Source organism: Acidimicrobiales bacterium (assembly GCA_016794585.1).
In the GTDB taxonomy this organism is placed as follows: Bacteria; Actinomycetota; Acidimicrobiia; order Acidimicrobiales; family DATDAH01; genus JAEUJM01.
This window is the reverse complement of record JAEUJM010000047.1, coordinates 43,445-62,630: the sequence shown is the minus strand read 5'-3', so window position 1 is coordinate 62,630 and position 19,186 is coordinate 43,445. Positions and strand designations below refer to the sequence as shown.

20 protein-coding genes are annotated in these 19,186 nt (G+C 72.1%); 3 read left to right on the top strand and 17 right to left on the bottom strand.

Annotation, left to right across the window (positions count from 1 at the left end; translation table 11 throughout):
* Positions 1-5: 5 nt before the first annotated feature.
* From JNK12_24070 to JNK12_24050, 5 genes are all read right to left on the bottom strand, one after another.
* Positions 6-911 (bottom strand): M48 family metallopeptidase, encoded by a 906-nt coding sequence (locus JNK12_24070; protein MBL8779024.1) that lies wholly within the window; start codon positions 909-911, stop codon positions 6-8.
* Between the two features lie 74 nt (positions 912-985).
* The gene (locus tag JNK12_24065; protein ID MBL8779023.1) at positions 986-1,633 is read right to left on the bottom strand and encodes a LemA family protein; all 648 of its coding nucleotides are present in this window, start codon (positions 1,631-1,633) and stop codon (positions 986-988) included.
* Positions 1,634-1,730: 97 nt separating this feature from the next.
* Positions 1,731-2,798, bottom strand: a complete 1,068-nt coding sequence (locus JNK12_24060) for a glycosyltransferase family 4 protein (protein MBL8779022.1) — start codon at positions 2,796-2,798, stop codon at positions 1,731-1,733.
* A gap of 9 nt (positions 2,799-2,807) precedes the next feature.
* Complete coding sequence (locus tag JNK12_24055; protein ID MBL8779021.1) at positions 2,808-3,764, bottom strand: phosphatidylinositol mannoside acyltransferase; 957 nt, start codon at positions 3,762-3,764, stop codon at positions 2,808-2,810.
* A gap of 14 nt (positions 3,765-3,778) precedes the next feature.
* Positions 3,779-4,492, bottom strand: coding sequence for a CDP-alcohol phosphatidyltransferase family protein (locus JNK12_24050; GenBank protein MBL8779020.1), 714 nt, complete (start codon positions 4,490-4,492; stop codon positions 3,779-3,781).
* 176 nt (positions 4,493-4,668) lie between these two features.
* Between JNK12_24050 and JNK12_24045 the strand changes: the two genes are divergently transcribed.
* Positions 4,669-6,723 (top strand): elongation factor G, encoded by a 2,055-nt coding sequence (locus JNK12_24045; GenBank protein MBL8779019.1) that lies wholly within the window; start codon positions 4,669-4,671, stop codon positions 6,721-6,723.
* A gap of 38 nt (positions 6,724-6,761) precedes the next feature.
* A complete protein-coding gene (locus JNK12_24040) occupies positions 6,762-7,268 on the top strand; it encodes a hypothetical protein (protein MBL8779018.1) in 507 nt (168 codons plus the stop codon).
* 21 nt (positions 7,269-7,289) lie between these two features.
* Here JNK12_24040 and JNK12_24035 read toward each other — a convergent pair whose 3' ends face one another.
* The 7 genes from JNK12_24035 to npdG all read right to left on the bottom strand — a co-directional run bounded on the left by JNK12_24035 (position 7,290) and on the right by npdG (position 14,439).
* Entirely contained in the window at positions 7,290-7,826 is a 537-nt protein-coding gene (locus tag JNK12_24035) for a hypothetical protein (GenBank protein MBL8779017.1), read from the bottom strand.
* 26 nt (positions 7,827-7,852) lie between these two features.
* Positions 7,853-8,401, bottom strand: a complete 549-nt coding sequence (locus JNK12_24030) for an HIT domain-containing protein (protein ID MBL8779016.1) — start codon at positions 8,399-8,401, stop codon at positions 7,853-7,855.
* A complete protein-coding gene (gene thrS / locus JNK12_24025; protein MBL8779015.1) occupies positions 8,394-10,349 on the bottom strand; it encodes a threonine--tRNA ligase in 1,956 nt (651 codons plus the stop codon). The genes JNK12_24030 and thrS overlap by 8 nt, the downstream gene beginning before the upstream one ends.
* Positions 10,350-10,466: 117 nt before the next feature.
* Positions 10,467-11,279, bottom strand: coding sequence for a 1-acyl-sn-glycerol-3-phosphate acyltransferase (locus JNK12_24020; protein ID MBL8779014.1), 813 nt, complete (start codon positions 11,277-11,279; stop codon positions 10,467-10,469).
* A gap of 54 nt (positions 11,280-11,333) precedes the next feature.
* Positions 11,334-12,587, bottom strand: a complete 1,254-nt coding sequence (locus JNK12_24015) for an S-layer homology domain-containing protein (GenBank protein MBL8779013.1) — start codon at positions 12,585-12,587, stop codon at positions 11,334-11,336.
* A gap of 53 nt (positions 12,588-12,640) precedes the next feature.
* A complete protein-coding gene (locus tag JNK12_24010) occupies positions 12,641-13,759 on the bottom strand; it encodes a cysteine--tRNA ligase (GenBank protein MBL8779012.1) in 1,119 nt (372 codons plus the stop codon).
* 23 nt (positions 13,760-13,782) lie between these two features.
* Entirely contained in the window at positions 13,783-14,439 is a 657-nt protein-coding gene (npdG, locus tag JNK12_24005) for an NADPH-dependent F420 reductase (protein MBL8779011.1), read from the bottom strand.
* Between the two features lie 65 nt (positions 14,440-14,504).
* On the opposite strand from npdG, the gene fabI reads away from it, so the two are divergent.
* The gene (fabI, locus tag JNK12_24000; protein ID MBL8779010.1) at positions 14,505-15,272 is read left to right on the top strand and encodes an enoyl-ACP reductase FabI; all 768 of its coding nucleotides are present in this window, start codon (positions 14,505-14,507) and stop codon (positions 15,270-15,272) included.
* A 52-nt stretch (positions 15,273-15,324) separates the two neighbouring features.
* Here fabI and JNK12_23995 read toward each other — a convergent pair whose 3' ends face one another.
* The 5 genes from JNK12_23995 to JNK12_23975 all read right to left on the bottom strand — a co-directional run bounded on the left by JNK12_23995 (position 15,325) and on the right by JNK12_23975 (position 19,151).
* A complete protein-coding gene (locus JNK12_23995) occupies positions 15,325-15,870 on the bottom strand; it encodes a flavin reductase (protein ID MBL8779009.1) in 546 nt (181 codons plus the stop codon).
* Positions 15,860-16,606 (bottom strand): pyrimidine reductase family protein, encoded by a 747-nt coding sequence (locus JNK12_23990; GenBank protein MBL8779008.1) that lies wholly within the window; start codon positions 16,604-16,606, stop codon positions 15,860-15,862. The genes JNK12_23995 and JNK12_23990 overlap by 11 nt, the downstream gene beginning before the upstream one ends.
* Positions 16,607-16,680: 74 nt before the next feature.
* Positions 16,681-17,025: a hypothetical protein gene (locus tag JNK12_23985; GenBank protein ID MBL8779007.1), complete on the bottom strand. Its 345-nt coding sequence runs from the start codon at positions 17,023-17,025 to the stop codon at positions 16,681-16,683.
* A 61-nt stretch (positions 17,026-17,086) separates the two neighbouring features.
* Positions 17,087-18,103, bottom strand: a complete 1,017-nt coding sequence (locus JNK12_23980; protein ID MBL8779006.1) for a phosphotransferase family protein — start codon at positions 18,101-18,103, stop codon at positions 17,087-17,089.
* On the bottom strand, positions 18,087-19,151 hold the full coding sequence (locus JNK12_23975) for a peptidoglycan DD-metalloendopeptidase family protein (protein ID MBL8779005.1): 1,065 nt from the start codon (positions 19,149-19,151) through the stop codon (positions 18,087-18,089). The genes JNK12_23980 and JNK12_23975 overlap by 17 nt, the downstream gene beginning before the upstream one ends.
* Positions 19,152-19,186 lie beyond the last annotated feature (35 nt).

Sequence of the window (19,186 nt, the reverse complement as noted above, 5' to 3'; positions counted from 1 at the left end):
CGTGCTCAGAGCTCCTGGAGGGCGGCGATGCGCTCCTCGAGCGGCGGGTGGGTGTCGAACATCCGGTTGAGCTTCGACATCTTGCCCTCTTCGGGCGTGCGGGCCAGGGGCGACTCGATCCAGAGGTGGGCCGTGGCGCGCGAGGCGCTGTGGACCACCGTCTGGTCGGCCTGGAGCTTCTCGAGCGCCGAGATCAGCCCCGGCGGGTAGCGGGTCATCTCCACCCCGGAGATGTCAGCCAGCGACTCGCGTTTGCGGGAGACGGCGAACTGCATGAGGCGGGCGATGACGGGCGACAGGACCAACAGCACGAGGGCGAGGGCCATCAGGGCGAGGTAGACGATGTTGCCGCCGTCGTTGCTGTTGCGGTTGCGGCCGCCGAAGAGCAGCCCGCGCACGCCGATGTCGGCGAGGAGGGCGACGACCCCCACCATGGTGACCGCCAACGTCGACACGAGGATGTCGTCGTTCTTGATGTGGCTCAGCTCGTGGGCGAGCACGCCCTCGAGCTCGATGCGGTTCATCTTCTCGAGCAGGCCGGTGGTCACGGCGATCGCGGCGTGCTTCGGGTTGCGGCCCGTGGCGAACGCGTTGGGCGCCGGGTCGTCGATGACGTAGAGCCGGGGCTTGGGCAGCCCGCTGGCGATGCAGAGGCCCTCGACGACGTTGTGGAGACGGGGGTACTGCTCGACGGTGGCGGGCTGCGCTCGGCTCATGGCCAGCGCGATCGAGTCGGACTTCCAGTAGGAGAAGAACGCCGAGCCGCCGGCGATGGCGAACGCGATCACGATGCCGATCGGGCCCCACTGGAGCAGGTAGGTGAAGGCGGCGCACACGAGCGCCACGAAGAGGACGAACACGACGATGAGCGCCGCGGAGCGGCGCTTGTTCGCGGCGACTTGGTCGTACATGGCGGCCATGGCGGGTTACCGGATCGGGGTGGCGGCGCGGGCGCGCTGCCACCCCGAGGGGCCGGCGGAGGAGCTCAGGACGGCGCGCCGGGCGCCGGAGGCGTCGTCGGCGGGGCGGCGGGGGGCGCGGCGGGCGGCGTGGCCGCCGGAGGCGCCGCGGGGGCGTCGTTGCCGAACGACACCTGCACGGGCCCACGGGCCTCGTCCTCGGCCTCGAAGTACTCGCGGGCGGTGAACCGGAACATGCCGGCGATGAGCACCGCCGGGAAGGTCTGGATCTTGGTGTTGTACTTGAAAACCGAGTCGTTGTAGAACTGCCGCGCGTAGGCGATGCGCCCCTCGGTGCCGGTCAGCTCCTCCTGCAGGTTGAGGAAGTTCTGGTTGGCCTTGAGGTCCGGGTAGGCCTCCGACACCGCGAACAGCGACTTGAGGGCACCGCTCAGGACGTTCTCGGCCTCGGCCTGGGCGTGGGGGCCCTCGGCGTTGACGGCCATGTTGCGCGCCTGGGTGACGGCCTCGAGCGTCTCGCGCTCGTGCGAGGCGTAGCCCTTCACCGTCTCCACGAGGTTGGGGATCAGGTCGTAGCGGCGCTTGAGCTGCACGTCGATCTGCGCCCACGCGTTCTCGATGCGGTTGCGCAGCTTGACCAGGCCGTTGTAGAGGACCATCAGGATGATCGCCAGCAGCACGATCACGCCGATGATGATGAGGACTGCGGTCATGTCGTCTCCTTGGAGGCGGGGCCGGCGTCAGGCCGACAGCGGAGACATCATAGGGCCGCCTCCCCCCTGACCACCGGCACCGCTGGGCCGCGGCTGGTCAGCAGATGCGCTCGTAGATCTCCACGTAGCGCTCGGCGAGGTGGTCCATGGAGAACCCCGCCGCCCGCTCGGCGCCCGAGGCCACGAGGTCGGCGACGGTACCGGGCTCGTCGAGCAGGCGCTCGATGGCGGCGGCGAGCGCGGCGGCGTCCCCCGGCGGGACGAGCAGGGCGTCCTGGCCGGAGCGGGCGACGTTTGCGTACCCGGGAAGCTCGCTGGCGACGATCGCGCACCCGGCGGCCATGGCCTCGAGCAGCACCACCCCGAACGACTCCCCCCGCAGCGACGGAGCGCAGAACACGTCCGCACCGCGCAGCCGCGAGGCCTTCTCCTCGTCCGAGATGCGACCCAGCCACTCGATGCGCGGATCGCCGGCGTGGCGGGCCTTGAGGCGGTCGGTCTCCGGACCGTCGCTGCCCACCCAGAGGCGGACGTCGTTGGGGAGGTCGGCGAACGCGGCGAGAAGCACGTCGAGGCCCTTGCGTGGCTCGTGACGACCGACGAACAAGAGGGTGGGCCCCTCGGTCGGCCACGGGTCGGCCTTGGCGAAGTGATCGAGCTCGACCCCGTTGAACACCATCGTGTACTCGCCGCCCAGGGCCGTGGCCGCGAGCCGTCGGGCGTCCTCGGACACCGCGCACCGGTGGTCGAGCCGGTTGGCGAGGAGACGGGGTCCCGGCTTCAGCCACCGGTAGCCGGCGCTCACGCCGGCGGCGTGGAAGGTGCCGACGAGCGGGGCGCTCTTGAACAGCAGCGACGTCATCGTGGGGCCGGGGCACATCGGCTCGTGCACGTGGAGCACGTCGAAGGCCTCGTCGCGCAGGGCGCGGATCGTGCGGAGCTGGGCCGACGGGTCGGGGGCGAGGGGCGCCACCGAGCCGTTGGCCGCGGTGGGGACGCTGTTGCCGAGCGGGGTCACGCCGGCGTCGGGAGGCGGCCCGTCGCACGGGCCGAGCACGCGCGTGTCGTGCCCCATGCCCCGCAGCGAGCGGGCGAGGCCGAGCACCTGCCCCTGCACTCCGCCCGGAATGGTGAGGCTGTAGGGACAGATCAGCCCGATGCGCACCGTTCGAGGCTACTTGTTCGTCTCGGGGGCCTCGCCGGGGGCGCCCCCGGTGGGATCCGGATCGGCAGGTCGCAGCCCGGCCGCGACGAGCGCCTCGTGGTCGCTGGGCCAGTTGGGGGCCATGAGGTGCCACTGCTCGGGCGCGGCCCGGATGAGGACCTCGAGCTCGGTGGCCACGTGCTGGGTGATGCGGGTGACGTCCTCACGGAGCGAGCCTCGACGCTCCACCGGGAGGGGTGGTCGGATCACGCAGTGGTGGCCCTTGCCCCGGTTGTAGACCGCACACGGCAGGATGGGCGCGCCCGTGCGCAGGGCCAGCGTGGCGGGACCGCCCGGGAGCGTGGTGCGCTCGCCGAAGAACTCCACCTCGATGCCTCCGCCCTGGATGTCACGATCCGACAGCAGGCACACCACGTGGCGCTCCTTGACCCCCCGGACCACCTCCGACCCCGCCTTCGGGCCGAGGGGCACCACGTGCATCCCCAGCGACCGACGGAACTCGACGAACCACTCGAACAGCTCCGGGGGCTCGATGGGCTCGACGACGGCGGTGACGGGGATGTCGGCGACCATGGTCAACCAGAAGGCGGCCCACTCCCAGCCGCCGAGGTGTGGGATGGCCATGAGGGGCCCGTACCCGTCCGCACGGGCCTGCTCGATGTGCTCGAAGCCCTCGTAGGACAGGCCGGCGTCGACCTCGGCCCGACTCATGCCCGGGAGCCGGAACGACTCCATCCAGTAGCGGCCGTAGGACTCGAAGGTGCGCTGCACCGCCGAGCGCAGCGCCACACCCCGCAGGTCGCGGCCCGTGGCGCGCCGGAGGTTGCGCTCGACCATGAGGCGGCGCTCACGCATGGCCTGCGCCGCCCCGACGCTGGCGGCGCGCGACGCGGCGGCTGCGAGCGGCCCGGGCAGCGAACGCGCCACCCCGGAGCCGAGCTTGTAGGCCGCCAGCGCCCGATCCACCTCGCCGACCTCTGCTAGCTGGGGTTCTGCCGGCGGTTCTCGGCGCGCTCGCGGGCCCGGGCCCGCCAGGTCTGGGCGATGGGCCGTGCCGTGCGTCGGTTGCGCCGACGGGTGCGGTCGAGCAGGGGCTCGGGCTTGGGACGCTCGGCGCTGGCCTGGCGCCACACCTTCACGAAGCGCTGCCCGGCGGTGAACAGGGTGAGCACGAGCATCACCCACAGCACCGCGACGAGCAGGGAGTCGAACAGCAGACCGAACGCGAGCATGATCGTGCGCTCGGCCCGCTCCATCAGGCCGCCGCGGGCGTCGAAGCCGAGCGAGTCGGCCTTGGCCCGCTGGTACGACACCAGGAAGGAGGCGCCGAGCACCGCCATCGGGAGGATGGCGACGTGGCTGCCGGGATCGGTGTCCATCAGGTACCACGCGACGCCGCCGAGGAGCAGGGCGTCGCTGGCGCGGTCCATCACGGAGTCGAAGTACGCGCCCCGGGGCCCGGCCGTGCCGGAGGCTTTGGCCACGGCGCCGTCGAGCGCGTCGGGGAGCGCGGTCAGGATCAACAGGACGAGGCCGCCCCGCAACGCCCCGTTGGCGATGGCCACTGCGGCGGCACCGGCCATGATGACGCCGGTGGCGGTCAGGTAGTCCGCCGTGATGCCCACCTTGCGCAGGTTGTTGCCGACGGGTTTGAGTCCGCGTTCGATGTTCGTGCGGAACTTGCCGTCGAACATGGTTCTCCTGACCGGGGGTGGGCGAAGCCGTGCACAGGCTACCGGCAGGGTGGGTGCCCGGGCACCCCGACCCGCTCGTCACGGCGCCCGGCCCGGCGTGCCTAGCCTGGCAGCCGGAGCCCGCGGGGCACACGTCCCTCGGGCCACACCGTGATCGAAGCGCGGAGGTGCGTGACGTGGACGTAGTGAGCCCGGACCGGATCCGCAACGTGGCCCTGGTCGGCCACGGGGGCGCCGGCAAGACGACCCTGGCCGAGGCGCTGCTCTTCGAAGCGGGAGCCGTCACCCGGCGGGGCCGGGTCGAGGACGGCAACACCGTCTGCGACTTCGACCCCGAAGAGCAGGCCCACCGCCTCTCGCTCTCGCTCTCGCTGGCCCCGTTCACCTGGAAGGGCCACAAGGTGAACCTGATCGACACCCCGGGCTACGCCGACTTCGTGGGCGACGTCGCCGCCGCCCTCCGGGTCGTCGACCTGGCCGTGTTCGTGGTCAGCGCGGTCGAGGGGGTCGAGGTGCAGACCGAGGTCATCTGGAAGATGGCCGCCGACCTCGGGGTGCCCCGGATGGTGTTCATCAACAAGCTCGACCGGGAGCGGGCTTCGTTCCCCCGGGTCCTCGAGCAACTGCGCGACCGCTTCGGGGCCGGCATCGCCCCCCTCGAGCTGCCCATCGGCGAGGAGTCGTCGTTTCGAGGCGTGGCCGATCTGCTCACCGACACGGCCTTCACCTACGACACGGGCAGGGCCGTGCAAGGCGAGATCCCCGACGACATGGAGGCCCAGGAGCACGAGGTCCACGACAACCTGGTCGAGGGCATCGTCGTAGCCGATGACGACCTGCTCGAGGGCTACCTCGAGGGCCAGATCCCTTCGGTGGAGGCGCTCGAGCACACCTTGGCCCACGGGGTGGCGGGGGCCCAGGTCTTCCCCGTCGTGTGCGGATCGGCGGCGGGCGACGTGGCCATCGACCGCCTCGCCGACTTCATCTGCGAGATCGGCCCGGCGCCACAGGATCGGCCGCCGGTCGTGGTCGACGCCGGCGACGGCACCGCGGAGATCGCCCCCGACCCGGGCGGCAACCCCTTGGCCTTCGTGTTCAAGACCATCGCCGACCCCTACGTCGGGCGCATCTCGCTGCTCAAGGTGCTGTCGGGCACGATCCGCCAGGACGACCATCTCGTGAACCCGCGCACGCACACCGACGAGCGCCTGCACAGCCTGTTGTCGGTCCGGGGCCGTGAGCAGGAGCCGGTGAAGGAGGTCCCCGCCGGCGACTTCGCCGCGGTGGCGAAGCTGAGCGGCACCGAGACCAGCGACACCCTCGCCCCGAAGGGCCTGCCCGTGCGGGTGCCGGCCATCGAGCAACCCGTGCCGGTCCTGGCCGTCGCCATCTCGGCCAAGACCCAGGCCGACGAGGACAAGGTGGCCGGGGCGCTCCACCGCATCGCCGAGGAGGACCCGGCCCTGGTCGTGGAGCGCAACGACGAGACCCACCAGGATCTCCTGCGGGGCGCCGGCGAGACCCACCTCAACGTCACCATCGAGCGCCTGAAGCGGAAGTTCGGGGTCGAGGTGCTCACCGAGCCGGTGCGGGTGGCCTACCGCGAGACCATCACCGGGCCGGCCGAGGCGGAGGGCAAGCACAAGAAGCAGTCCGGCGGGCGCGGGCAGTACGGCGTGGCGTCCGTGCGCATCGAGCCGATGGAGCGTGGGGCGGGCTACGAATTCGTCGACGCCATCGTGGGCGGGGCCATCCCCCGCAACCTCATCCCGTCGGTGGACAAGGGCATCCAGGAGACCATGGCCAGCGGCGGCCTCCACGGCTTCCCCGTGGTCGACGTGCGGGCCACCGTCCTCGACGGCAAGTTCCACGCCGTCGACTCCGACGAGATGAGCTTCAAGACGGCGGGGCGGCTGGCGTTCCGGGACGCCATGGCCGCCGCCGATCCCGTCGTGCTCGAGCCCGTGTCCCGGGTGGAGGTCACCGTGCCCGCGGAGCAGCTGGGCGACGTGATGGGCGACCTCAACGCCCGCCGCGGGCGGGTCCAGGGCAGCGACTCGGGCAACGATGGCGAGGCCGTCGTCGTGGCCCTCGTCCCCACCTCGGAGATCCTGCGCTACGCCATCGACCTGCGCTCGATGACGGGCGGACGGGGGCGCTTCTCGGTCGAGCACGACCACTACGACGTGCTCCCCGACCACCTCGTCGCCGCCCTCCCGACCGACGACTGACAGAACCACCGCCGCCCGGCCCGGGGTAGACACACACGATGGAGACCAGCGACCTCGCCCGGATGGCCCCGCAGGACGGGGTGGTGGCCCTGCGCTCGCTCCCCCGCCGCTTCCGGGGCGCGCTGCGCCCGTTCGACGATCCCGACTTCGACGAGTGGGCCGAGCGGGTCGCATCCAGCGGCCACGCACCCCTCGACCACCTCGTGGACACCGACCGCAGCCTCACCCTCCTGCACCACGCCTTCGAGCAGGTGCTCCACCACGACACCCCCGTGCTCGTACCGGCGGCAACCGATCCCGCGGCCCGTGACTGGCCGACGGCCCGCGGCAGCCTCGTCGACGAGCTCTCCCGCCTGGAGGAGACCGCCGAAGCCTTCGCCGCCGTGGCCGAGCGGGTGCCCGCCGGCGACTGGGGTCGCACCGCCACCGTCGCCGGCGGCGGTGCGGAGGTCACGGCCCTCGACGTCCTGCGCGAGGCGGTCCGCACCGGCGTCACCGACCTGCGCGCCGCCGAACGGGATTTCGAGGAGGTGCGTCGCAGCTGACCGACGGGCCTCCCGGGCGCCTCAGTCGTCCTGGAACTGCGTCCAGTCCTCGGGGTTGTCCTCGACGAACTGGTCGATGATCTCGCCGTCGACGCCGTCGATGAGCACGAGGCCGCGCTTCGTCGGGGGCTCGTCGGCGGAGTAGACGAGCACCCGCCACGTCGGGCGGCTGCGCAGGCCCCGCCAGCCCATCTGGGCCGAGGCGTGTCCGACGGGGAAGCCCACGGCGGACGTGGCGCCCACGAGGGCGTCCTTCTCGTCGAGCTCGAGGCTCACGCCCGCGAGGAAGTGGTAGCCGGCCACCACCACGAGGGCGAGGCCCGCGTAGAGGACGCCGTCGTTCACCAGCACCGGGTCGCCGCCACGGGTGAAGCCCCACACCGCGATGCAGACGGCCCCGAGCCCCAGGTAGATGTAGCCGGGGATGCGCCGGCGGTTGTTGTTGGGGAACTGGTAGGGGCCGACGAAGGTCGAGACGTCGAGGTCGTCGGGCAGCGCGTCGCCCGTCTCGGGGAGCTCCTCGTCGGGGGCGTCGCCCGGGGTCGTCTCGTCGTCCATCGCCGACGACCGTACCGGGGCGCGGCTCACCCGGGCCAAGCGGCCCGAAGCCGCTCCCAGCTCACGGACAGGGCCTCAGGCAGGACCCGGGTCTCGGCCACCGTGGTGATGAAGTTGGTGTCCCCGAACCAGCGAGGCAGGCAGTGCACGTGCAGGTGGTCGGGCACGCCCGCGCCGGCGGCGTGCCCGAGGTTCATGCCCACGTTCACCCCCTGGGGCGAGTAGGCGGCCTTGATGGCGGCCACCGCGTCGGTCACGGTTGCCCAGAGCTCGGCCGACTCGTCGGCGGTGAGGCCCTCGAGGTCGGCGACGGCCCGGTTCGGCAGCACCATGAGATGCCCGCTGTTGTAGGGGTAGGCGTTCAAGATGGCGAAGGTGTGGTCGCCACGGTGGAGCACGTAGGTGACGTCGTCGGGCTCGCCCGAGTGCAGGATGCGCTCGAACAGCGAGCCCTCGTCGTCCCGGTCGGCCGACGAGGACGGTGTGGTGGCGTCGCCCGCGAAGGCGCTGGTGATGTAGTCGCTGCGCCAGCCCGCCCACTGGCGCTCGAGCGCGGGGCCGCCGCCGTCAGGCACGGGCGAGCACGTCGGCGCCGAGTCGGGCGACGAAGTCGTCGACCGTGACGCCCCGCTCGACCTCGTCGCCACGGGGGTTGACCCCGACGGTGCCGTGCTCGACGTCGTCGTCACCGACGACCAGCACGTACGGCAGCTTCTCCACCTTGGCCTTGCGGATGCGCGCCCCGAGCTTGTCGTCGGCGCCGACCATGTCGGCCCGGAAGCCCTCGCTCTGGAGGCGGTCGACGAGGCGGCGGGCGTAGGTCTCGTGGTCGTCGCGCACGGGCAGGACCCGCACCTGGACCGGCGCCAGCCACACCGGGAACGCGCCCGCGAAGTGCTCGAGGAGCACCCCGAAGAACCGCTCGACCGAGCCGAACAGGGCGCGGTGCACCATGATCGGCTGGTGCCGCTGGTTGTCGGCGCCGACGTACTCGAGGTCGAAGCGCTGCGGGTTCTGGAAGTCGACCTGGATGGTCGACAGCTGCCAGCTCCGCCCGATGGCATCGCGGACGTCGACGTCGATCTTCGGCCCGTAGAAGGCGCCGCCGCCCTCGTCCACCTCGTAGTCGAGGCCGGCGACGTCGATGGCCGACCGCAGCGCGCCGGTGGCGCGCTCCCAGTCCTCGTCGGAGCCGAGGGACTTCTCGGGCGGGCGGGTGGAGAGCTTGGCCTGGAAGTCCTCGAAGCCGAAGGCCCGCAGGACCGACAGCACGAAGTCGAGCAGGCTGGCCAGCTCGTCGGCCAGCTGATCGGGCGTGCAGAAGATGTGGCTGTCGTCCTGGGTGAAGCCCCGGATGCGGAACAGGCCGTGCAGCGTGCCCGAGCGCTCGTACCGGTACACCGTCCCGAGCTCGAACAACCGGTACGGCAACTCGCGGTACGAGCGCTGGTTGCTCTTGTAGATCAGGATGTGGAACGGGCAGTTCATCGGCTTCGGGTAGTACTTCACCCCGTCGTCGAGCTCCATGGGCGGGTACATCGCGTCGGCGTAGAAGCCGAGGTGCCCGCTGGTCTCCCAGAGCACCGACTTGGCGATGTTGGGCGAGTAGGCGAACTGGTAGCCGCCGCGCTCGTGGCGCTCGCGGCTGTAGTCCTCCATGAGTTTGCGCACGATGGCGCCCTTGGGGTGCCAGACGGCGAGGCCGGGGCCGAGCTCGTCGGGGAACGACAGCAGGTCGAGCTCCTGGGCGAGGCGGCGGTGATCGCGTTTCTCCGCCTCCTCGAGCATCGTGAGGTACTCGTCGAGCTTGGCCTTGGACTCCCATGCCGTGCCGTAGATGCGCTGGAGCATGGGGTTGCGCTCGTCGCCCCGCCAGTAGGCGCCGGCCACCCGCGTCAGCTTGAAGTGCCCGAGGTGGCTCCCCGTGTCGGGGACGTGCGGGCCGCGGCAGAGGTCGATGAAGCGCGGCGGGTTCTCGTAGGTGCGGACGAGACCCGATTCCGTCGCCGACGTGGGGTCGTCGGCCGCGCCCCGGATGATCTCGCACTTGTACTTGTGGGCGGCGAAGAACTCGAGGGCCTGCGCGTCGGGGATCTCGTCGCGGAGGAACGGCTGGCGCTCCTTGATGATCTCGCGCATCTTCGCGTCGAGCCGCTCGAGGTCCTCGGGCGTGAACGTGCCGCCGTCGGCGAGCTCGAAGTCGTAGTAGAAGCCGTTCTCGATGGGCGGACCGATGGCGAAGGTGGCGCCTGGGAAGAGCTCGAGCACGGCCTGGGCCAACACGTGCGCCGTCGAGTGGCGGATCGTGTAGCGGCCCCGCTCGCTGTCGGCGGTGATGATCGCCACCGTGTCGCCCTCGGCGAGCGGGGTGGCGAGGTCGCGCTCCTCGCCGTTGATCTCGGCGATGACGGCGGCCTTGGCCAGGCCCCGACCGATGCTCGCGGCGAGCTCACCGGCGGTGGCGCCGGCGTCGACCTGGCGCGTGGAACCGTCCGGCAGGCCGATGTTGATCTGTTCGCTCATACTCTCCGCTCCTGGCGACTGCGTCGCCGGGCCGCTCGGGCCAGCGCTTCGCTCACGCCCTGAACTTACCGGGGCGCCCCTGGCGCCCGGCAGTCCATTCCCGGGGTGGGCGGCTGCTCAGGCCGAGTTGAGCACGGATGCCGACGATCGGCGCTCCGGGGCGGCCTCGGCGGACGTGCCGTTGCCGTTGCCGTTCGAGCCGGACCCGTTCGCCGAAAGGCCCTCGCTCGTGATCACACCGGCGGTGCGCGCCGGGAGCGTCTCGTCCTTCTTCGTGGCGTACTGGTCGACGTAGTCCTGGCCCGAGAGGGAGCGGATCTCGAACATGACCTCGTCGATCATCTGGCGCAGCGCGAGGCGGTCGCCCTCGCGTTCGCGGTAGCGCGCCGGGTCGATGGGCGCCCCGATGTTGACCCACACGGGCATGAAGGGCTTGGGGAACTTCGCGTCGGGCGGTTGTACCTCGCGGGTGCCCACGAGGCCGACCGGCAGGATGGGTGCGCCGGTGCGGAAGGCCAGCCGGGCGGGGCCCGTGTGGCCCTTGTGCAGCACGCCGTCACGGGAGCGGGTGCCCTCGGGGTAGATCCCGAAGAACTCGCCGGCCTCGAGCACCCGTGCCGCGGCGTTGAGCGCTCGCTCGCTGGCCGAGCCTCCCGACCGGTCGATCGGGATCATGCCCATGGCCGGGAAGATGAACTTCGTCTTCCAGTCGTCCATGTACTCGGCCTTGCCCACGTAGGTGATGCGGCGCGGCAGCACCAGGGGCAGGAAGAACGAGTCGAGCACCGACGTGTGGTTCGGGCAGAAGATGGCCGGCCCGTCGTCGGGAACGTGCTCGAGGCCCCGCACGTAGACGCGCCAGTTGAAGCGGAACACCGGCGACATGACCGCGCGGGCCACGTGGTACAGACGTCCTGCCTCTCGTGCCACGTGCCCCCCTCTCGATCGCTCGACTGCTCCGCGGCAGGCTACCGCGGGGCCGGGTCAGGCGGGGGCGACCAGCACGGTGGTCGGGAAGGGACGGAACCAGGTGGGGTTCTTGGCCGTCTTGAACAGGATCCGGGCGAGGTCGGCCCGGGTGGCCGCCACGGTCGGCTTGACCTGCGTGCCGCCGGCGAACTCGTTGATGGTGTTGGTGGCGTTGGCCCAGCCCATCGCCTCCGCGTAGGGAGCGGTCGACGCGACGTCGGTGTACGGCTCGGCTGGCCAGGGACTGCCCTCCTCCGCCTCGATCATGTGGAACACCATGTCGACCAGCGCACCCCGGAGCGCGGGGTTGGACGGCTTGAACTTGTGGTTCCCGTTGTCGGTGACCACACCCTCGCTGAAGGCCCAGTCGAGGGCGGCGTCGTAGGGGGCCGTGCGGGGCGCATCGGTGAACGTGTGCTGGCTGGTCGCCGCCGGTCGATCGACCATGTTCCAGAGCGCCTGCACGGCCTCGGCGCGGGTGATGGCTTGGCTCGGGCGGTACGTCGTGCCGGGGAAGGTCGTGACCTTGAGGTGCTTCGACCAGTTGACCGCGGCGTCCAGGGAGGCCGGGACGTCCGGGTAGCCGTTGGCCGGGATGGCCACGGCGGTGGTGACGGCGCTCGAGAAGAGCACGTCGCCCGGATCGTCCGGCGTGCACGGGATGACCCCGATGTTGAAGAACCCGGTGAAGGTCTCGACCTCGGGAGCGGCCCAGTCGACGGTGGCGCCCCGGGCCGCGAACGTCGGCATGGCCGTGATCTTGATGCGGGGCAGCACGATCGGCGCCCCGCCTTGGTTCGTGTTCGTGTTGAACGGGTACACGAAGCTGCCGTCGGTGCCGAAATGGAACCGCTTGTTGGCCGCGGGCACCGCGGGGAGGTTGACCTGCACCATGCCGTCGCTGACGGTGGCCGAGACCTCGGTGACCGCCGGGTTGGCTGCGCCTGCCGCCGGGTTCTGGATCTTGACCTTCACCGCACGCAGCCCCGGTGGCACCGCGATGTCGACGTTGAAGTAGTTGAAGTTGAGGGCGAACGCCTGCGGGGCGATGTCGGGCAACGAGAGGTCGGCGGTGTAGGTGACCTTCTCGAACACGTCCACGGGCTGGGGGTTCGTCGCCGTCAACACGTCGATCGGTGCGGAGAGGGTCCCGATCGCGGGCACACCCGTCTCGCACGAGTAGGGAAGCGACACCGGGGCACCCGCGCCCGCGGGTGCGGCGGCGAGCAGCGCACCCGCCCCGATCACGACCGCCAAGATTGCCCGCACCGTTGCCCGCACCGTTGACCTCCAGGTCGACTCCGCCGAAACGGCGAGCGTAGTCAGCCGGTGAGGTGGACGCCGAGGAGGGCGGCTGCCGAGGACACGCCGACCCCCGCTGCCGCGGCGGCGTCGATGGCCGCCACCGCGGTCGGGGTGTCGAGGTCGTCGTCGAGCGCGGCTCGCACCTCGCTCAGTGCCCCGTCACCGGCGCCGGCGGCCAGCCAGCGTTCGAGACGAGCGGCCGACGCGGGCATCAGCGCCTCGTTCCACTCCCACGAATCGCGGTAGTGGTGGGCGACGACCGCAAGGCGGATGGCCCGCGCGTCGTAGTCCTCGAGCAGGTCGTGGACGAACACGAGGTTGCCGAGCGACTTCGACATCTTCTCGCCGTCCATCCTCACCATGGCCTGGTGCATCCAGTGGCGCACGAACGGCTGACCCGTGGCGGCCTCGGACTGCGCCGCCTCGCACTCGTGGTGGGGGAAGATCAGGTCCGCTCCCCCGCCGTGCAGGTCGATGGTGGTGTCGAGCTCGCGCAGGGCCAACGCAGAGCACTCGATGTGCCAGCCGGGACGACCGGGGCCCCAGAGCGACTCCCACGCGGGCTCGTCCTCGGCCGAGGGCTGCCACAGGATGAAGTCGAGGGGGTCGCGCTTGTTGGGGTCGTCCGGGTTGCCGCCCCGCTCGGCCGCCAGCGCCAGCATCTCTTCGCGTGACAGGTGACTGATCTGGCCGAACCGCGGGAACGAGCCGACGTCGAAGTACACGGCCCCGCCGGACTCGTAGGCGTAGCCCTGGTCGAGGACCATGCCGATGAATCCACGGATGTCGGCGATGGCGGAGGTCGCCCGCGGCTCGCTCCAGCAGGGCACGATGCCGAGGGCGTCCATGTCGGCGTCGAACTTGGTCATCTCGGCGGCGGCGAGGTCGAGGTAGTGGACGCCGAGCTCGCGGGCCTTGCGCAAGATGTCGTCGTCCACGTCGGTGACGTTGCGGACGCAGCGGGTCTCGTGACCCCGGTCGCGGAGCCGTCGCTGGAGGACGTCGTAGGCCAGGTAGACCGCGGCGTGGCCGAGGTGGGAGGAGTCGTACGGCGTGATGCCGCACGTGTACATGGTGACGATGGGCCCCGGGGCGAAGTCGACGACCTCGCGCCGTGCCGTGTCGTACAGCCGCAGAGGCGGCTCGCCCCCCGGCGTGGTCACTCGTCGATGCCGGTGAACTTCACCGCGGCGCGGGTCTTGTAGCGCACGTTGAGCTGGAGCAGCACGGCGGCGAAGGCCTCGATGGGCGCCGCGTTCGAGAGCTCTCCGGCGTCCAGAGGGCGCATGTCGGCGAGCTTGCGCACGATCTCGGCCGTCGTCTCGGTGGCCGACGGGTGGTCGGAGCAGATGAGGACGTCGCTCTCGACCGGGTGGTCGAGGTCGCCCAGCTCCTTGGCGGGCACGTGGTGGAACGCGGCGGCGACCAGCGACTTCGGGACCGCGGCCTGCACGCTCGCCGCGACCGACCCGCGGGGCGGCACAAGTGGCTGGAACTCGTGGCCGACCTTCGCGAGCGCGTTGGCCATCGAGATCACGACCTTCCCGCGGAGCTGGCGTGACACCGATGCCGCGGTCGACGCGGCGGCGTCCCACGGGGTGGCGATGACCACGACGTCTGCGGCCGCCGCACCCTCGTTGTCCTCGGAATCCACCGACAGGTTGCGTTCGGGCCACCGCTCGAGCAGGCGGTCCCGCTCCTCCATGGCCCGGTAGCGCGAACGCGACCCGATGACGACATCGAACCCACCCGAGGCGAGCCGGGCAGCCATCGCCCGACCGGCCGGGCCGGTTCCTCCCAACACTCCGATCTTCACGGCGGTGAGGTTATCGGTGGCCTCTCCCGACACGCGCATCCGCCGTGCGCCGTACTGTCTCGGCCATGGGCCTCCTCGACGGCAAGCGTCTCCTGATCACCGGCGTGCTCACCGACGCCTCCCTCGCGTTCGGGGTGGCCAGGCTCGCCCAGGAGGAGGGCGCAGAGGTCGTCCTCACCGGCGCCGGGCGCGGGATGCGCCTCACTCAGCGCACCGCCCGGAAGCTGCCGAACGAGGCCGACGTCCTCGAGCTCGACGTGACCGACGACACCCACCCGGCGGCGGTGCGCGACGCCCTCGCCGAGCGGTGGGGCGAGGTCGACGGCGCCCTGCACGCCATCGGCTTCGCCCCCGAGGCCTGCCTCGGCGGCCAGTTCCTCGACACCACCTGGGCCGACGTCTCGGTCGCGGTGCAAGTGTCCGCCTACTCGCTCCGGGCCGTCGCGGACGCGGTCGTGCCCCTGATGGCGGGGGGTGGCTCGATCGTGGGCCTCGACTTCGACGCCCGGGTGGCCTGGCCCGCGTACGACTGGATGGGCGTGGCCAAGGCCGCGCTCGAGTCCACCTCGCGCTACCTCGCCCGCGACCTCGGCGAGCGCCAGATCCGCGTCAACCTCGTCGCCGCAGGCCCCATCAAGACCCTCGCGGCCCGTTCCATCCCCGGCTTCTCGGCCTTCGAGGACGTGTGGGACGCCCGCGCCCCGCTCGGCTGGGACGTGACCGACAGCTCGGCGGTGGCCAAGGCGTGCGTGGCGCTGCTCTCGGACTGGTTCCCCGCCACGACCGGCGAGATCGTGCACGTGGACGGCGGCTACCACGCCATCGGGGCCTGACCCCGGCACCGACCCCGCGTCGCCGGCGTCCGGCGCCTCCCGTTGCCCCACCTCAGCCCTCGTGGCGTTCCTCCTCGGCCTCGTGGCCGGGCTCGATGTCGTCGACGTCCGGGAGGCGCAGGGGGATGAAGTCTTCGGCGCTGGTGGCGGCGACCGGGTCCCCCACCAGGCAGACGTGGTCCTCGCCCGCGTCGAAGAGGGCGTGGCGGGCGAGGACGAGGCGGTGGGCGCAGTCGTCGAGGAGCGGCACCCCGTCCGGGCCCGGGGCCCAGCCCGTCCGCCCGAACTTGTCGACCTCGTCACCGGTCAGCCCGCCGAAGAGGGCCGCCAGTTGCTCGTCGCCGTCGTCGAGGAAGTGCACGGCGAAGGTGTGGGCCCGCAGGGCCAGTTCGTAGGTGTGGTTCGCCTTCGACAGCCAGATCGCGTAGCGGCGGGGGTTGATGCTGCACTGGGTGTGGAAGCCCACGAGGCAACCGGAGGCTTCGCCGTCGACCGCGACGGTCACGATCACCATGGCCGTGGCGACCTGGGCCATGAGCTCGTCGAAGTCCTCGGCGACCGAGTCGTCGGTGGTCGTCTCGGCGGGATCAGCGTCCATCGCGGTTCGCCTCGTAGCGCAGGAACAGGGAGCCTTCATCGGTCGCCACGTGGCCGAGCGTGAACGACCGCAGGGACGCGCCCGGGACGGTCGTGACCACCGGCAGCGGGTCTCCCCCGATGACGGGGGCGACGGTGAGGCACAGCTCGTCGAGACGGCCGGCGGCGACGAGCTCGCCGAGGAGGGTGGGGCCGCCCTCGCACAACACGACCTCGTGGCCGCGATCGGCGAGGGCGGCGAGCATGCCCGGGACCGAGACGCCGGCGTCGGGAGCGTCCACCGGGGGATCCACCACGACGAGCTCCGCACCTCGGCGGGCCGCCGGTGCGTCCGGCCCCTCCGCCGAACCGGGTCCGGTCACCACGAAGGTCGGACTGGCAGCGTCCGCCTCGGTGAACAACGGGCTCTCCCAGTCCAGCCGCAGCGTCCGGCTCACCACCGCCACCGGCGGCACCGGCGGCCGCCCGGCCGCCTCGCGCTCGGCGCGCAGGTCGTCCGGGAGGCGCACGGGGCCGTAGCCCTCCGCCCGCACCGTCTGGGCGCCGACGAGCACCACGTCGGCCAGGGCGCGCAGGCGCCGGAACAGCACGGCGTCCGCGCCCCCGGTGAGGGCGCCGACGCGACCACCCACGGCCGCGCTCCCGTCGAGCCCGCCGACCATGTTCGCGAGCACCCAGCAGCCCCCCTCGGCACGAACCCGGTCTACCTCGCGGTAGGGCCCGAGCACGTCAGCCACCGGTGGGCCGTCGACCAGGCGCCGCATCGTCCCCCTCTACCCCGCGTGCGGCGCCGCGGACCGCCGGTGCGCGATCACGACTCGAGGTAGCGGGGGTTGGCCACGGCCAGCTTGTCCCGCACGGTGGCCCAGACCGCCGCCTTCACCTCGTCGTAACGGTCGTCGAGGGCCCCCGAGCGGATCGCCGCGGCCAGCTCGATGTCGTCGGCGAAGCCGAGCGCGGCGAGGCGGTCGTGGTGGGCGTCGGCCATGGCCGCCCCCGACTCGAGCTCGCGCTGCACCTGGCCGAGGACGTTGATGGCCACGCGGGTGTGGAACTGCACCCGGCCCTCGGTGGCTCCGAGGACGTCGTTCTCGAGGAACTCCCGAACGGCCTCGACGAGCTCGGCGGCGGTGGGCGAGTCGTGCGGTGCGGTCACTCCACCCCCTCCTGGCTGCTCCGGCGCCGGGCCGCTCGGGCCCTGCCCGCTCCCGTGGGCCTCATGGCAGCAGCGCCAGCACGTCGTGCTCGTTCTCACAGGTGCGCCGACCGATGGCCGCCAGCTCCACCGACCGTGAGACCCGCCGCGTGTGCGACGCCGCCTGGATGATGCACATGACGCCCCACTTCACGGTGCTGAGGATCTCCCACCACCGGACCACGTCGGCATCGACGCCGCCGGCCAGGCCCGCCGCGTCGGCGTAGGCGGCGAAGAGATCCTCGTACTCGCCGAAGCCCCCCACCGGCGGGGTGCCACCGAAGCGCCACGCCTTGACGCACAGCCAGCCGAGGTCCTCCATGGGGTCGCCGAGGTGGGCCAGCTCCCAGTCGAGCACGGCCCGCAGCCCCTCGGGTCCGACGATCAGGTTGCCGTTGCGGAAGTCGCCGTGGACGACCCGCGTGGGCCCGACGGGCGGGCGGTTGGCCTCCAGCCAGCGGAAGGCCAGCTCGAAGGCGGGGTGAGGCTCGCCCAACGCGTCGAGCAGGTTTCGGAACTGCGTGATCTGGTCGAGGTCGTGGAGGCCGGGGGCGTCCTCGACGGGGATGGCGTGGATGCCGGCGAGGGCCCGCCCGCACTGGGCGGCGAGCCCCTCGCGGGCGGCCGCGTACTGATCGTCGCGCAGGATGCGCCGGGGGATGGTCTCACCCTCGAGCCGCTCGACCACGAGGTAGGCGGCCCCGAGCGGCTCGCCCTCCCCCTCCCCCGTCCTGGCGGGGTCGGCGGGCCCGGTGGCCACGACCGCCGGCACGGGGACGCCTTGCGCCGCCGCGGCCCGCAGCAGCCCCGCCTCGGTACTCGTGCCCCCGCCGGTGTTGATGGCCCCGCCCGGGCGTTCGCGCTGGAGCACGAGGGGGCAGGTGGTGCCGTCGGCGAGCACGGCGTCGAATGCGAAGGTCTCCCGGGAGGCACCACCCGAGAGGCGATGGAGCCCCTCGACCCGGGCCGCACCGCCGAGCGCGTCGACGAGGACCTGTTCGAGCGCTGTCGCCAGCGCCTCGTCAGCAGGCCGCGGCAACGGTCGGGTACGGGTTGACCGGGGCGCCCCCACCCGGCCAGATCTCGAAGTGCAGGTGGTTGATGCCGTTGGCGTTGCCCGTGGCGCCGACGTAGCCGATGACGGTGCCCGCCACGACGTGCCCGGAGGCGGCGTACCCGCTGAGGTGGGTGCCGAAGTACGTGTTGCCGTTGTCGCCGTAGAGGAAGAACGAGAGCCCGCCGAGGCTCACCCCGCGGTGCGAGACGTTGCCGGTCACGGGGGCGTAGATCGGCGTCCCGGACGAGGCCATCATGTCGACGCCCTGGTGGCTGCGGCCTCCGGAACGGGGGGCGCCCCACGAGTCGATGAAGGTCGAGCCGGGCACCGGACACAGGAAGTCGCCTCCCCCCGAGGGAGGCGCGGGGGCCGGTCCCCCGCTGGAGGGGGTGGTCGGGTCGGCGTCGTCGGCGGCATCGTCGGCGGCGTCCGCAGCTGCCGCCGCGGCGGCGGCCTCGGCGGCCTCGCGGCGGCGGCGCTCCTCCTCCATGCGACGGCGCTCGGCCTCGATGCGGGCCCGTTCGAGCTCCTCGAGGCGGGCCACCTCGGCCTGGAGGTCACGGTTGCGCTGCTCGAGGCGCTCGACGGCGCCTTCCTGCTCGGCCCGGAGCGCGTCGAGCTCGGCGGCGGCGTCCTCGAGATCGGCCCGCTGGCCGGCGTAGGCGTCGATGGCGTCGGTGTCGCCCTCGGTGACGAAGCGGGCCAGCTCGTTGCCGAGGAGCTGGTCGCCCACGTCGGCGTCGAGGGGCACCAGCGCGGGCGGCTCGCCCGCCCGCATGTACTGGTCCACGGCGATGGCCTGCACCTCGGCCTCGAGCCCCTCGATGCCGTTCGAGGCCACCTCGAGGCGGTGCTCCACCTCCGAGACGCGCTGCTCCAGGCGACCGAGGTCCTCTTGCGCCTCGTCCAGCTCGCGGATGGTCGCCTCGGCACGGGCACGGGCCTCGTCGACGTCGGAGGCAGAGGCGTCCGTCACCACGGCCACGCTGCCCACCGACAGGAGGGCGGCCACGAGGAGTCTCGACGCCATCCGCACCCGCCAGAGGCTACCCAGTGCCTGACCGT